The organism is Micromonospora sp. KC213 (assembly GCF_004348325.1).
Lineage (GTDB): Bacteria > Actinomycetota > Actinomycetes > Mycobacteriales > Micromonosporaceae > Micromonospora.
Genome location: NZ_SMKF01000010.1, coordinates 1 through 13,004, shown reverse-complemented (window position 1 = coordinate 13,004; position 13,004 = coordinate 1). Strand labels below are relative to the sequence as shown.

The following is a 13,004-nucleotide window of genomic DNA, read 5'->3' as shown; positions in this document are numbered from 1 at the left end:
CTCCCCCACCCTGCGTAGGCTTGCGTCCCATGGCTCTCGGGTACGTCCGCCCGGCGCGTCCCGAGGACGCCGGCGAGATCGCACGCATCCAGCTCGCGACCTGGCGGGTCGCCTATCGCCGGATCCTGCCACGGCACGTGCTCGACAACCTGGACGAGGCGTGGCTGGCCCGGCGGTGGCACGCGGCGGTGCAGGAGCCGCCCTCCGGCGCGCACCGCGTGCTGGTCGCCGTCGAACAGGCCGAGCAATCCTATCTGGTGGGGTTCGTCGCTTCCGGGCCGGCGGACGCCGAGGCGCTCGCGCCGCAGGAGCCGGCCGAGTCCCTGGGCTCGGACGTGGCCGCGGTGACCGACCTGCTGGTCGAGCCGCGTTGGGGGCGCCGAGGGCACGGCAGCCGGCTGCTCGCCGCCGCCGTGGACGGCTGGCGGGCCGACGGCCTGCGCCGCGCGGTGGCCTGGGCGTTCGAGGGGGACGAGGCAACCCGGAAGTTCCTCACCAGCACCGGCTGGGAGCCCGACGGCGCGGCCCGTGCGCTGGATGTGGACGACATGCTGGTGCCCCAGCTCCGGCTGCACGTCGCGGTCCCCTCCGCGCCGGACGCCGACTGAGTCCGCCGGTCAGGGGTGGAGCTCGACCACGATCTCGCCGTCCTCCATCGCTCCGGTCGGCCTGAAACCCAGTGACCGGTAGAGAGCGGCCGCCGGGGCGTTGTCCGGGTGGTACGACAGGCGGATCGGGTGCCCGCCACCGTCCTGCCCCGCCAGCCAGTCCACCAGGGTCCGGACGGCGGCCCGCCCGACGCCCAGATCCTGCTCGGCCGCGTCGATGACCAGGCCGCCGAGCCAACGGGAACCGTCGTCGTCGACGCCCCACATGACGTGCCCGACCACCGTCTCGTCCGCGACCACCGCCAGCGACGTCCACACGTCGGAGCGCATGGTCAGCACCAGGTAGCGGGCCGCCAGGGCGGGCACCCAGGTGCGTTGGTCGTCGCGGGGCGCGACGTCGGCGACGCCCCGCCAGTTCTGGTCGTCGACGGGACGCAACGTGACGTGTCGGCCGGCCCGGTCGCGCAGCCCTGAATCGATCATGGGGATGAGCCTAGGCCCTGCGCCGGCCGCGAGTCTCGGCCGCACCGACGACAAGCGCCGTCCGTATTGCCGGCAAGCACCGACCGTGCCGGCGGCAATGCGACCTCGTCGGCGTCGGGACGGCGTCCGCAACCGACGGCCGGCGTGCCGCCGGACGCTACCAATCTGATGGCGTCAATGATTCAGCCACCGTGGTGACGCCCGCGCCGCCTCGCCGGCCGATCCATGCGTGCAGTCAGGTTTGTAGCGCACGGACAGGCATCTGCCGTCGCCCCCGGAGCGACCGGTGCCTCAGTCCAGCAGGTCGTCGATGCCGATGGTGAGGCCCGGCCGGTGTCGCACCGCGCGGACCGCCAGCAACACCCCCGGCATGAATGACACCCGGTCGTACGAGTCGTGCCGGATGGTCAGCGTCTCACCGGTGGTGCCGAAGAGCACCTCCTGGTGGGCGACCAGACCGGTGGCGCGGACAGCGTGCACGCGTACCCCGTCGATGTCGGCGCCGCGGGCCCCCGGCACCTCGTCGGCGGTGGCGTCCGGCACGGGTCCGAGCCCCGCCTCGGCGCGGGCGGCGGCGATCCGCCGGGCGGTGTGGGTGGCGGTACCGCTGGGGGCGTCGAGCTTGCGCGGATGGTGCTGCTCGACGATCTCGACGCTCTCGAAGTACCGGGCGGCCTTCGCGGCGAACTGCATCATCAGCACCGCGCCGATGCCGAAGTTGGGCGCGATGACCACGCCGACCCCGGGCTTGCGCTCCAGCCAGCCGCGCACCCGCTCGATCCGTTGCTCGGTGAAGCCGGTGGTGCCGACGACCGCGCTGATCCCCTGGTCGATACACCAGTGCAGGTTGTCCATGACCACGTCCGGCGTGGTGAAGTCGACAACCACCTCGGCACCGGCGTCGGAGGCGTTGAACAACCAGTCGCCCTGGTCGACCATGGCCACCAGGTCCATGTCGGCGGCGGCATCGACCGCCTTGCACACCTCGACGCCCATCCGGCCCCGGGCTCCCAGCACGCCGACCCGGATCGGCTCGGCCAGGCCCTTCTCCTGCTCCTCAGTCACGGGCGACAACCTATCCCAGTCGGACGCGGGCACGCTCCGGGACCGCCAACCGTCCCACCAGCCGGCCCGTCCCGGGGACGGCGGTCAGGCGGAGAAGCGGTGCCGGTCGAACGGGCCGACCACCGCCAGCGACATCGGTCGGGCGAGCAGGTCGGCGGCGAGCGTGTTCACCTCGTCGAGGGTCACCGCGTCGACCCGGGTGAGCAGGTCGTCGACCGGCGTCAGGTCGCCGTAGAGCAGTTCGCCCTTGGCCAGCCGGCTCATCCGGGAGCCGGTGTCCTCCAGCCCCAGCACGAACGAGCCCTTGCTCATGCCCTTGCCCCGGGCCAGCTCCGCCTCGCTGATTCCCTGGGCGGCGACCCGGGCCAGCTCGGCGCGGGTCAGGGCCAGCACCTCGTCCACCTTTCCCGGCGCGCAGCCGGCGTAGACGGCGAAGAGGCCGCTGTCGGCGTACTGGCTGGCGTAGGAGTAGACCGAGTAGACCAGCCCGCGCTGCTCGCGGATCTCCTGGAACAGCCGGCTGGACATGCCGCCGCCGAGGACGTTGTTGAGCACGCCGAGGGCAAACCGACGGTCGTCGGTGCGGGCGATGCCGGGGCAGCCGAGGATGACGTGCGCCTGCTCGGTCTCCTTCGACTCGACCATGGTGGTGGCCGGTTTCGTGCGTACCGCCGGGGTGGCCGCCCGGTGCGCGGCCGGCGCGGCCGGCGCGGTGTCCAGCGGGGTGCCCCGCAGCGCCTGACGGACCAGCCGGACCACCGTGGCGTGGTCGAGGTTGCCGGCGGCGGCGACGACGATGTGCGGCGGGGTGTAGCGGCGGCGGTAGAAGCCCTGGATCTGCCGCCGGGTCATCGGCGTGACCGTCTCCTCGGTGCCGGAGATCAGCCGGCCCAGGGGATGGTTGCCGTAGACGGCACGGGCGAACAGGTCGTGCACCTCGTCGCCGGGCTCGTCGTCGTGCATGGCGATCTCTTCGAGGATCACGCCGCGTTCGGTCTCCACGTCGGCGGCCGCCAGCACCGAGTCGGCGACCAGGTCGCACATGACGTCGATGGCCAGCGGCAGGTCCTCGTCCAGCACCCGGGCGTAGTAGCAGGTGTATTCCTTGGTGGTGAAGGCGTTGGTCTCGCCCCCCACCGCCTCGATCTCGGCGGAGATGTCCAGCGCGCTGCGCTTGTGGGTGCCCTTGAACAGCAGGTGCTCCAGGAAGTGCGCGGCACCGGCCTGCCGGCCGGTCTCGTCGCGGGAACCGACCGCCACCCAGATGCCGAACGACACACTGCGCATCGCCGGGATCGCCTCGGTGAGCACGCGCAGCCCGCTGGGCAGCACGGTACGGCGCACCGACCCGTCCACCACCTCCCGTCGACCCGCAGGAAAAGACGAACGCCCAGTCCGACTCACGAAACCTGCTCCCAGTTGACGAGGGGTGGGTGGTGCGGTGACCCGGAACCGGCCGGGCGGCGACGCCGCCCGGCCGGTCACCGATCAGCTGTGCCGGGTCCGGCGACGCGGACGCGACTCGCCGCCGCCCTCGCCACCACCCTCACCACGGGGTGCCCGGTCGCCGCGGTCGCCCCGCTCACCACGGTCGCGCGGCCCACGGTCGCCGCCCCGGTCCCGACCGGCCGGACGCTCACCGTCGGCAGCCTCGGCGGTCTCGGCGGCGGCCGGCGCCTCCGCACCCTCCGGACGGACCTTGTCCAGGTAAATCTTGCCGCGGGCGTCGATGTCGGCAATCTCCACCTCGACCCGGTCACCGACGTTGAGGAAGTCCTCGACCTTCTCGACCCGCTTGCCGTCGCCCACCTTGGAGATGTGCAGCAGGCCGTCACGGCCGGGCAGCAGCGAGACGAACGCGCCGAACGCGGCGGTCTTGACCACCGTGCCGAGGAACCGCTCGCCCACCTTCGGCAGGGTCGGGTTGGCGATGCCGTTGATCCGGTCCACCGCGGCCTGGGCCGACGGCCCGTTGGTCGCGCCGACGTAGATGGTGCCGTCGTCCTCGATGGAGATCTCGGCGCCGGTCTCGTCCTGGATGGCGTTGATGGTCTGGCCCTTCGGCCCGATCACCATGCCGATCTTGTCGACCGGGATCTTCACGGTGGTGACCCGCGGCGCGTAGTCCGACATCTCGGCCGGAGCCTCGATCGCCGCCTGCATCACGTCGAGGATGGTCTGCCGCGCCTCGTGCGCCTGCTGGAGAGCGGCGGCCAACACGTCCGACGGGATGCCGTCGAGCTTGGTGTCGAGTTGCAGCGCGGTGACGAAGTCCCGGGTGCCGGCGACCTTGAAGTCCATGTCACCGAACGCGTCCTCGGCGCCGAGGATGTCGGTCAGCGTCACGTACTGGGTCTTGCCGTCGACCTCGTCGGAGATGAGGCCCATGGCGATGCCGGCGACCGGCGCCTTCAGCGGCACACCGGCGCTGAGCAGACCCAGCGTCGAGGCGCAGACCGAACCCATCGAGGTGGAGCCGTTGGAGCCGAGCGCCTCGGAAACCTGCCGGATGGCGTACGGGAACTCCTCGCGCGCCGGCAGCACCGGGATCAGCGCCCGCTCCGCCAGGGCGCCGTGGCCGATCTCGCGCCGCTTCGGCGAACCGACCCGACCGGTCTCGCCGGTGGAGTACGGCGGGAAGTTGTAGTTGTGCATGTAGCGCTTGGACTTCTCCGGGGAGAGGGTGTCCAGCGACTGCTCCATGCGCAACATGTTCAGCGTGGTGACGCCCAGGATCTGGGTCTCGCCGCGCTCGAACAGCGCCGAGCCGTGCACCCGGGGCAGCACGCCCACCTCGGCGGTCAGCGGCCGGATGTCACGCGGACCGCGGCCGTCGATGCGGACCTGCTCACGCAGCACCCGGTTGCGGACCTCCGACTTGGTCAGCGACCGGAAGGCGGCGCTGAGCTCCTTCTCCCGCCCCTCGAAACGACCGCCGAGCTCCTCGGCGACCTTGGCCTTGATCCGGTCCAGGGCCTCCTCGCGGTCCGCCTTGCCGGCGATCTTGAGGGCCTCGGCGACCTCGGCACGGGCCACCTCGGCCACCGCGCCGTACACGTCGTCCTGGTAGTCCAGGAAGACCGGGAACTCGGCGACCGGCTTGGCGGCGACCTCGGCCAGCTCGCTCTGCGCCCGGCACAGCTCACGGATGGCCGGTTTGGCGGCCTCCAGGCCGCTGGCGACGACCTCCTCGGTCGGGGCCGGTGCGCCGCCGGCGACCAGCGCGACGGTGTGCTCGGTGGCCTCCGCCTCGACCATCATGATCGCGACGTCGCCGTCGGCCAGGGCGCGACCGGCCACCACCATGTCGAAGGTGGCCCGGGCCAGTTCCTCGATGGTCGGGAAGGCGACCCACTGGCCGTCCACGTGCGCCATCCGGGTGGCCCCGATCGGGCCGGAGAACGGCAGGCCGGAGAGCTTCGTCGACATGGAGGCGGCGTTGATCGCCACCACGTCGTACGGGTGCTGCGGATCGAGCGCGAGGACGGTCTCGACGACCTGGACCTCGTTGCGCAGGCCCTTGACGAACGACGGGCGCAGCGGCCGGTCGATCAGCCGGCAGGTGAGGATCGCGTCCTCGCTGGGCCGACCCTCGCGGCGGAAGAACGAGCCGGGGATCCGGCCCGCGGCGTACATCCGCTCCTCGACGTCCACGGTCAGCGGGAAGAAGTCGAACTGCTCCTTCGGCTGCTTTCCGGCGGTGGTCGCGGAGAGGACGACCGTCTCGCCGAGCTGGGCGACGACGGAGCCGGCGGCCTGGCGGGCCAGGCGGCCGGTGGAGAACGTGATCTCCCGGGTGCCGAAGGTCCCGTTGTCGATCACGGCGGTACGGGATTCGGTGCCGAGGTTGGTCTCGGTCATGGTGCTGTCGTGCTCCTTCGCATCGGGGGCCCACGACGCGGGGAGCTGCTCAGACTGCCGGTCTTCGATCGAAGCGCCCGGGTGGCCGGCGTAGTGCCGGGGTGCCCGGGGGCCACTACCGGAGACCGGTGCTGACCGGCTCCCTCATCGGGTGGTCGCGCGGCCCGTTTCCTTCAGTGGTACCGGAACGGGGGAGCGGCCGCAGCCACTCCCCCGTTTCGTCACCTGCGCAGACCGAGCCGCTCGATGAGCGACCGGTAGCGGTTGATGTCCTTCTTCTGGACGTAGTTGAGCAGCCGACGGCGACGGCCGACCAGCAGCAGCAGCCCGCGGCGGCTGTGGTGGTCGTGCTTGTGCACCTTCAGGTGCTCGGTGAGCTCGGCGATCCGCTTGGTGAGGACCGCGACCTGCACCTCCGGCGAACCGGTGTCGCCCTCGGCGGTCGCGTACTCCGTGCGGATCTTGGCCTTGGCTTCCTGGTCGAGCGCCATGTTCTCCCTGTTTCGTGGGTTGTTCGCTGAGGTCCGTCGGACCGGTCGGGGACCGGGGAACGGACCGGTTCCTCGCACCCGCGGCGTCGTGCAGGCACGCGAGGCCCCACGTCGGTCAGCCGACGTCTCCGCAACACTACCAGCCCACCCCGGTACCGGCCGGTCAAGGGCGGCGACGCACCCGGTGGTCACGCTCAACCCAGCAGGTCACGGGTCCGCTCGACGTCCTCGGCCATCTGGGCCACCAACGGCTCGATCGCGTCGTACCTGCGCTGCTCCCGCAGGTGCGCGACGAAATCCAGGGCCAACCGCTCGCCGTAGAGGTCACCGGAGAAGTCCAGCGCGTACGCCTCCACCCGGCGTTCCCGCCCGGAGAAGGTCGGGTTGGTGCCGATGGACACCGCCGCCGCCAGCGGCTCGGGGTGACCCCGCCGGACCAGCCGGGCAGCGTACACGCCGTCGGCGGGCACCGCCGCGTACCGGTGGGTCAACAGGTTGGCGGTGGGGTAACCCAGCTCACGTCCGCGCTGGTCGCCGCGGACCACCACACCCTCGACCCGGTGCGGGCGGCCGAGCGCCGCGGCGGCGGCGGCCACGTCACCGGCGTCGACGCAGGAGCGGATGTACGTCGAGGAGTAGACCGTGTTGGCCTCGGCCACCAGCGGTGCGCCCTCGACCGCGAAGCCGAAGGTGCGGCCGAGTCGTTCCAGCAGGGCGACGTCCCCGGCCGCCCGGTGCCCGAACCGGAAGTTCTCCCCCACCACCACCAGCGCGGCGTGCAGGTGCGTGACGAGGACGTCGTGCACGAACTCCTCGGCGGGCAGCCGGGAGAACTCCGGGGTGAACGGCACCACGCAGAGCACGTCCACGCCGAGCGCCTCGATCAGTTCGGCCTTGCGGGCCGGTTCGGTGAGCACGGCGGGGTGCGAGCCGGGGCGCACCACCTCGGCCGGGTGCGGGTCGAAGGTGACCACCACCGACCTCACGCCCAGTTCCCGGGCCCGGGCGACGGCGTGCCCGATGGTCGCCTGGTGCCCCTTGTGCACGCCGTCGAAGACGCCGATGGTGACGACCGCCCGCCCCCACCCGCCGGGCGCCGCGTCGTACCCTCGCCACCGCTGCATGTCTCTCCTCCCCGCCGGCCAGCGACGGCCGGCGACCACCCTGCGTGGTCCGTCAGGCCGGGGCGAGCACGATCTCCGCGCGGGCCCGGCCGTCCCGCTCGCTGACGATAGCGATGAGGCCACCGTCCGGGCCGAAGACGGCGTACGGTCCGGCGAGCCCGGCCGCGTCGAGGGGACCGCCGTGGGACAGCGTCCTCGCCTCGGCGGCGGTGGCGTCCCGGCGCGGGAAGTACCGGTCGGCCGCCACGTCGAGCGGCAGGTTGACCACCTCGGGGGCGCGCTGCTCCAGGTCGGCGAGGGTGGCGGCCTCGGACAGGGTGAAATTCCCCACCGCGGTACGCCGCAGCGCGGTGAGGTGCCCGCCGACGCCGAGCGCCAGCCCGGCGTCGCGGGCGATCGCCCGGATGTACGTCCCGGACGAGCAGGTGACGTCGATGTCGACGTCCGTCACGTCGGGGGTGTCGCGGCGGATCGCCCGTACGTCGAGGCGGGAGACGGTGACCCGGCGGGCGGGCAGTTCGACGCTCTCCCCCTCGCGCACCCGCTGGTACGCCCGCTGCCCGTTGATCTTGATGGCGCTGACCGCGCTCGGCACCTGGTCGATCTCGCCGGTCAGCGCCGTGAACGCGGCGCGCACCGCCGCGTCGGTGAGCTGCCCTGCCGGGGTGGTGGCGATCACGTCGCCCTCGGCGTCGTCGGTGACGGTGGCCTGCCCGAGCCGGACCGTCGCGGTGTAGCTCTTGCCCGCGCCGATGACGTACGTGAGCAGCCGGGTCGCCCGACCCACCCCGATCACCAGCACGCCGGTGGCCATCGGGTCGAGGGTGCCGCCGTGCCCGACCCGCCTGGTTCGCGCCAGCCGGCGGACCCGCGCCACCACGTCGTGCGACGTCATGCCGCCGGGCTTGTCCACCACGATCAGACCGTCAGTGCTCACGACCGGCAAGCCTGCCAGACAGGGCCGCGGCCGCCGTCACCGCAGGGTGGTTTCCGGGCCCGGTCAGCGCACCGCCCCGACGACCGCCCACCCGCCGGAGCGCAGCCGCAGCAGCAGCGCCACCAGCCGGATCACCACGAACAGGGTGAGCCCCGCCCAGATGCCGCCCAGCCCCAGGTCCAGCCCGTACGCCAGCCAGATCGCCGGCAGGAACCCGCCGAGCGCGGCCACGATGGTGAGGTTGCGCAGGTAACGAACGTCCCCCGCGCCGATCAGCACCCCGTCGAGGGCGAAGACCACCCCGGCGAGGGGCTGCATCGCGACGAACCAGGGCCAGGCCAGCATCGCCTGCTCGCGTACCTGGGGGTCGGAGCTGAACCACGACGGGACCAGGCCGGCGCCGGCGGCGATGAGCACCGCGAAGCCGATCCCGCAGGCGCCGCCGAGCAGCGCGAAGCGACGGGCCAGCGCGCGGGCGCCGGTGCCGTCCCCGGCGCCGAGCGCAGCCCCGACCAGCGCCTGGGCGGCGATGGCGAGCGCGTCGAGCAGCAGCGCGGTGAGGAACCACAGTTGCAGCGCGATCTGGTGCGCGCCGACGGCGGCGGCGCCGAAGCGGGCCGCGACCGCGGTGGCGGAGAGGAAGCTGGCCTGGAACGCCAGGCCCCGGACGAGCAGGTCCCGGCTGAGCGCCAACTGCTGCCGGATGAGTCGGGGCCGGGGCCGCAGCGACACCCGCTCGCGGACCAGCGCCGCGGCGAAGAGCACGCCGGAGACGGTCTGGGCGACCGCGTTGGCCACCGCCGAGCCGACCAGGCCGAGCCCGGCCGGGTAGACCAGCAGCGGGCAGAGCAGCGCCGAGAGCAGGTTGGGCGCGAGCACGAACAGCAGCGGACGGCGGGTGTCCTGGATGCCGCGCAGCCAGCCGTTGCCGGCGGCGGCAAGCAGCAAACCGGGGGCGCCGAGCGCTGCGACCCGCAGCCACTGCCCGGCCGCGTCGGCCACGTCGCCGCCGCCTCCGGCGAGGGTACGCGCCAACGCGCCGCCGCCGACCTGCATGCCGAGCGCCACCAGCACCCCGACGGTGAACGCGAGCCAGGACGCCGGTACGCCCTCGGCCACCGCCGCCGCCCGGTCACCGGCGCCGAACCGGCGGGCCGCCCGCCCGGTGATGCCGTACGCGAGCACGGTGCCCAGCCAGGCGGTGAGGGTCATCACGGTGCCGCCGACGGCCAACGCGGCGAGCGGCACCCGACCGAGGTGCCCGACGACCGCCGTGTCGACCAGCACGTAGAGCGGCTCGGCGGCGAGCACCACCAGGGCGGGCAGGGCGAGGGCGGCGATCCGGCGCGGCGGCGCGAGCGCGGTGGCGGACTGACTCATCGCCGCGATCCTGCCACACCACGAGTAAGGCCCGCTATGGGCTACCGGCGCTTACGGCTGGCTTCTGGCGGACCACCCGGGCGAGGCGGTACGGCGTCCAGCACCCCGTCGCCACCGCGCGACGGCCGGCCGGGCGAAGGGCGGTGAGGTCGTCGACGCGGACCTCGGCGACGTCACCGCCGCTCGACCTGGATCACTGACGGGTGTCCATCGAGGTCTGCAGCGCGCGCCGCATCTGCTCGCGCGCCTCGTCGGTGGTGTCGGGCTTGGGCTTGGACGGCATGGGAGTGCCCCTTCCAGGGTGTGGACCGTCCTACCGACGGCCCCACGGGCGGTCCTGCTGAGCGCCGGCGGTCCTCCGGGATCACCGGATGCGGCTCGCCTGGCAGCGTGAGCCCGGGTCGATCGACCCTGGAGGGTGGCGGCACCGGGTGTGGAACCACCGCCCCGACCTGCGCCGAAGCGCCGGTCCTTTCCCAAGTTAACGTTTACTTTCCACATGCTGCCCGTGGATCCCGTCATCTGGACGGGGAGACGCTGGCCGGCCCCGGATGCGGCAAACGGCGGTATCCCTGCGTGGGGATACCGCCGTTTGCCGCGTTTGGAGTCGATCATGGGAGGCGGCCAGACCGGATGGCTGGCAGCAGGCGTCAGCGGGCCAGGAAATGCCAGCCCAGCCACCACCAGAAGCCGAACACCCCGATCCGGCCCACCGGAACCGGTCCGACCTCGTACCGCATCACGTAGGCGCAGACATCAGCGAGGGAGGGCACCCGTGAACCCGGTCGGCGGGCCGCCCACTCGACCACGGCGAAGAGCACCAGCGCGGTCGCGAACCCCGCGATGGCGACCAGCCGCATCACCGGCGCACCAGTCCCCAGAACGCCGCCAGCCAGCCGAACCAGACGGCGGAACGCACCAGTTCGTCCGCCAGGATCGGATCGGCGAGGCGGCTGAAGGTGGGAAACTCGTCACCGGCCGACATCACGAACGTGGCGGCCTCGAACACCCCGAAAACGGCCACCGGCAGCACCCACCAGAGGGCCCCTCGGTCCAGCCGGCCAGGGGGCGGTCGCCGCGGCACCCGGTTACCGAGCCCCAGCCAGATCAACGCACCGCCGGTGGTCAGGATCCAGAGGTTGGCCTGCGCCGAGAAGGAGGGCAACTGACCGCCGACCAGGGAGAAACAGGCCAGCACCGGCACGGTGACCATCGGACGGTCCCAGGCGCGCGGCGCCTCGACGGTGAGATCGCGAGGCTGCTCCATCCTCCGATTCTGCCCGCGCCCATCCAGCGCCGAAAGACCCGACACCCCGCAGACCAGGAAGCCGGCGTACGCGCGAGCCCCACCGGGCGCGGGCATTCTCAACCGCCGGGCACGGGCGGGGCGACACGGCGTCGCAGGTCAGGACGCGATCAGCGCGGCGTCCACCTCGACCCGGATCCGCCCGAGCACCTCCTGGGCGTCACCGTGGCCGGTGAACCCGGCGGCGAACCGGTGCCCACCGCCGCCCAGCGCCATCGCGACCCGGCTGACGTCGACCGCGCCCTTGCTGCGCAGGGAGACCGCCCACTCCTCGGACCCGACCTGCTTGAGTACGCACGCCACGTCGGCCTCGGCCGTGCACCGGACCGAGTCGATCAAGGACTCCAGGACGTACGGCCGCTGGTGGTGCCGAACCAGATCGTCCAGCGTCGCGTACGTCCAGACCAGGCCGCGCCCGGCCGCCGCCGTGGGATCCAGCACCGCCCGGCCGAGCACCTCGCCGAAGAGCCGTACCGCGCCGAAGGGTCGGGTGTCGAAGACCCGGCGGGAGATGTCGCCCGGCCGGATGCCGGTGGCCAGCAGCCGGGCGGCGAGCTGATGCACGGCGGGCGTGGTCGCCTCGAACCGGAACGAGCCGGTGTCGGTGGTCAACGCGACGTAGAGACAGGTTGCGATCTCCGCGTCCAGCGACACGCCGAGCCGGGCGAGCAGTTCCTCGGCGACGACCGAGGTCGCCGCCGCCCCCGGGTCCACCAGGTGGAGCCGCCCGAAGCCGGTATTCGACGCGTGATGGTCGAGCACCAGCGCGTCGCCGGCGGTGTCGAGCCGGTCGACCAGCTCGCCCAGCCGCGACGCGCTGGCCGCGTCGAAGCACACCACCAGATCCGGGTCCGGGTACGCCTCGACCGACGGCACCAGCAGGTCGAGACCGGGTAGCCAGCCCAACGGCTCGGGCAGCTCGGGCGGGCCGGGGAAGGTCGCCTGGAGCCGGCGTACGCCCAGCCGGCGCAGGCCGAGCCCGAAGCCGAGCATGCTGCCGAGCGCGTCGCCGTCCGGGTTGACGTGGCAGACGAGCAGCACCCGCGCATCGGCCGGCAGCCGGCGTACCGCCGCGACCGCGGCGGCCCAGTCGGCCTCGGTCGGCGCGGCGAGGGCCGGCCCGGGAAGCAGATCGCCGGCTGGGCCGCTCACCGTCGGTCCGCCGCGGAGGGGGTGCCCTCGTCCTCGTCGTCGTCCGGTTCGGTGTCGTCGGTGTCCTCGTCGTCGACCCGGTACGGCTGGGCGTCGCCCGCATACTGGGCGCTGGCGGCGAGCCGCTGCACCTCGGCATCGGCGTGGCGGGCCTGGGCGAGCAGGTCGTCGATGTGCTTGACCTGGTCCTGCACGTCGTCGAGGACGAAGGTCAGGGTCGGCGAGTGACGCAGCCCGAGCGCCTTGCCCACGGTGCTGCGCAGCATGCCCTTGGCGCTCTCCAGCGCGGCGGCGGTGCTCGCCTGGGCGGCCGCGTCACCGAGCACGGTGTAGAAGACCGTGGCGTCACGCAGGTCGGCGGTGATCCGGGCGTCGGTGATCGTGATCATGCCGAGCCGGGGGTCCTTGATCTGGCTCCGCACCACCGACGCGACCAGTTCGCGAATGCGCTCCGCGTGCCGGCGTACCTTGGCCGGATCCGTCATCTCCCCCACCTCCAGGGCATCCTGCTCCCGGCCGGAGCGGCGGCGCGAATCGGCCGCCGGGACCGACCGCCCGACATGTCGAACACTACCCGCGCGCCACGCGCCCCCGCCC

The 13,004-nt window shown here is 72.9% G+C and carries 12 protein-coding genes and 1 pseudogene; 1 reads left to right on the top strand and 12 read right to left on the bottom strand.

Annotated elements, in window-relative coordinates; all coding sequences use genetic code 11:
- The first annotated feature begins 29 nt into the window (after nucleotides 1-29).
- Nucleotides 30-608 (top strand): GNAT family N-acetyltransferase, encoded by a 579-nt coding sequence (locus tag E1166_RS04445; RefSeq protein ID WP_132336007.1) that lies wholly within the window; start codon nucleotides 30-32, stop codon nucleotides 606-608.
- Between the two features lie 9 nt (nucleotides 609-617).
- On the opposite strand, the gene E1166_RS04440 is transcribed toward E1166_RS04445, so the two are convergent.
- The 12 genes and pseudogenes from E1166_RS04440 to rbfA all read right to left on the bottom strand — a co-directional run bounded on the left by E1166_RS04440 (nucleotide 618) and on the right by rbfA (nucleotide 12,892).
- Complete coding sequence (locus E1166_RS04440) at nucleotides 618-1,091, bottom strand: GNAT family N-acetyltransferase (RefSeq protein WP_132336005.1); 474 nt, start codon at nucleotides 1,089-1,091, stop codon at nucleotides 618-620.
- Nucleotides 1,092-1,382: 291 nt separating this feature from the next.
- The gene (gene dapB / locus E1166_RS04435; RefSeq protein ID WP_132265590.1) at nucleotides 1,383-2,156 is read right to left on the bottom strand and encodes a 4-hydroxy-tetrahydrodipicolinate reductase; all 774 of its coding nucleotides are present in this window, start codon (nucleotides 2,154-2,156) and stop codon (nucleotides 1,383-1,385) included.
- Between the two features lie 84 nt (nucleotides 2,157-2,240).
- A pseudogene (locus E1166_RS04430) lies at nucleotides 2,241-3,506 on the bottom strand (pitrilysin family protein); the annotation flags it as partial.
- 138 nt (nucleotides 3,507-3,644) lie between these two features.
- Nucleotides 3,645-6,017, bottom strand: a complete 2,373-nt coding sequence (locus tag E1166_RS04425; RefSeq protein WP_132336001.1) for a polyribonucleotide nucleotidyltransferase — start codon at nucleotides 6,015-6,017, stop codon at nucleotides 3,645-3,647.
- A gap of 221 nt (nucleotides 6,018-6,238) precedes the next feature.
- Nucleotides 6,239-6,508, bottom strand: a complete 270-nt coding sequence (rpsO, locus tag E1166_RS04420) for a 30S ribosomal protein S15 (RefSeq protein ID WP_109804764.1) — start codon at nucleotides 6,506-6,508, stop codon at nucleotides 6,239-6,241.
- A 194-nt stretch (nucleotides 6,509-6,702) separates the two neighbouring features.
- Entirely contained in the window at nucleotides 6,703-7,632 is a 930-nt protein-coding gene (locus tag E1166_RS04415; RefSeq protein WP_132335999.1) for a bifunctional riboflavin kinase/FAD synthetase, read from the bottom strand.
- Between the two features lie 52 nt (nucleotides 7,633-7,684).
- Nucleotides 7,685-8,569, bottom strand: a complete 885-nt coding sequence (gene truB / locus E1166_RS04410) for a tRNA pseudouridine(55) synthase TruB (RefSeq protein ID WP_132335997.1) — start codon at nucleotides 8,567-8,569, stop codon at nucleotides 7,685-7,687.
- Nucleotides 8,570-8,632: 63 nt separating this feature from the next.
- A complete protein-coding gene (locus E1166_RS04405) occupies nucleotides 8,633-9,949 on the bottom strand; it encodes an MATE family efflux transporter (protein WP_132335995.1) in 1,317 nt (438 codons plus the stop codon).
- A 650-nt stretch (nucleotides 9,950-10,599) separates the two neighbouring features.
- Nucleotides 10,600-10,809 carry a DUF6186 family protein gene (locus E1166_RS04400; RefSeq protein ID WP_207914003.1) on the bottom strand — a complete coding sequence of 70 codons (210 nt, stop codon included), beginning with the start codon at nucleotides 10,807-10,809 and terminating at the stop codon, nucleotides 10,600-10,602.
- A complete protein-coding gene (locus E1166_RS04395; protein ID WP_132335993.1) occupies nucleotides 10,809-11,216 on the bottom strand; it encodes a hypothetical protein in 408 nt (135 codons plus the stop codon). Before E1166_RS04395 ends, E1166_RS04400 begins: the two co-directional genes overlap by 1 nt.
- A gap of 138 nt (nucleotides 11,217-11,354) precedes the next feature.
- The gene (locus E1166_RS04390) at nucleotides 11,355-12,386 is read right to left on the bottom strand and encodes a bifunctional oligoribonuclease/PAP phosphatase NrnA (RefSeq protein WP_132336093.1); all 1,032 of its coding nucleotides are present in this window, start codon (nucleotides 12,384-12,386) and stop codon (nucleotides 11,355-11,357) included.
- Between the two features lie 17 nt (nucleotides 12,387-12,403).
- On the bottom strand, nucleotides 12,404-12,892 hold the full coding sequence (gene rbfA / locus E1166_RS04385) for a 30S ribosome-binding factor RbfA (protein WP_132335991.1): 489 nt from the start codon (nucleotides 12,890-12,892) through the stop codon (nucleotides 12,404-12,406).
- Between the last annotated feature and the right edge of the window lie 112 nt (nucleotides 12,893-13,004).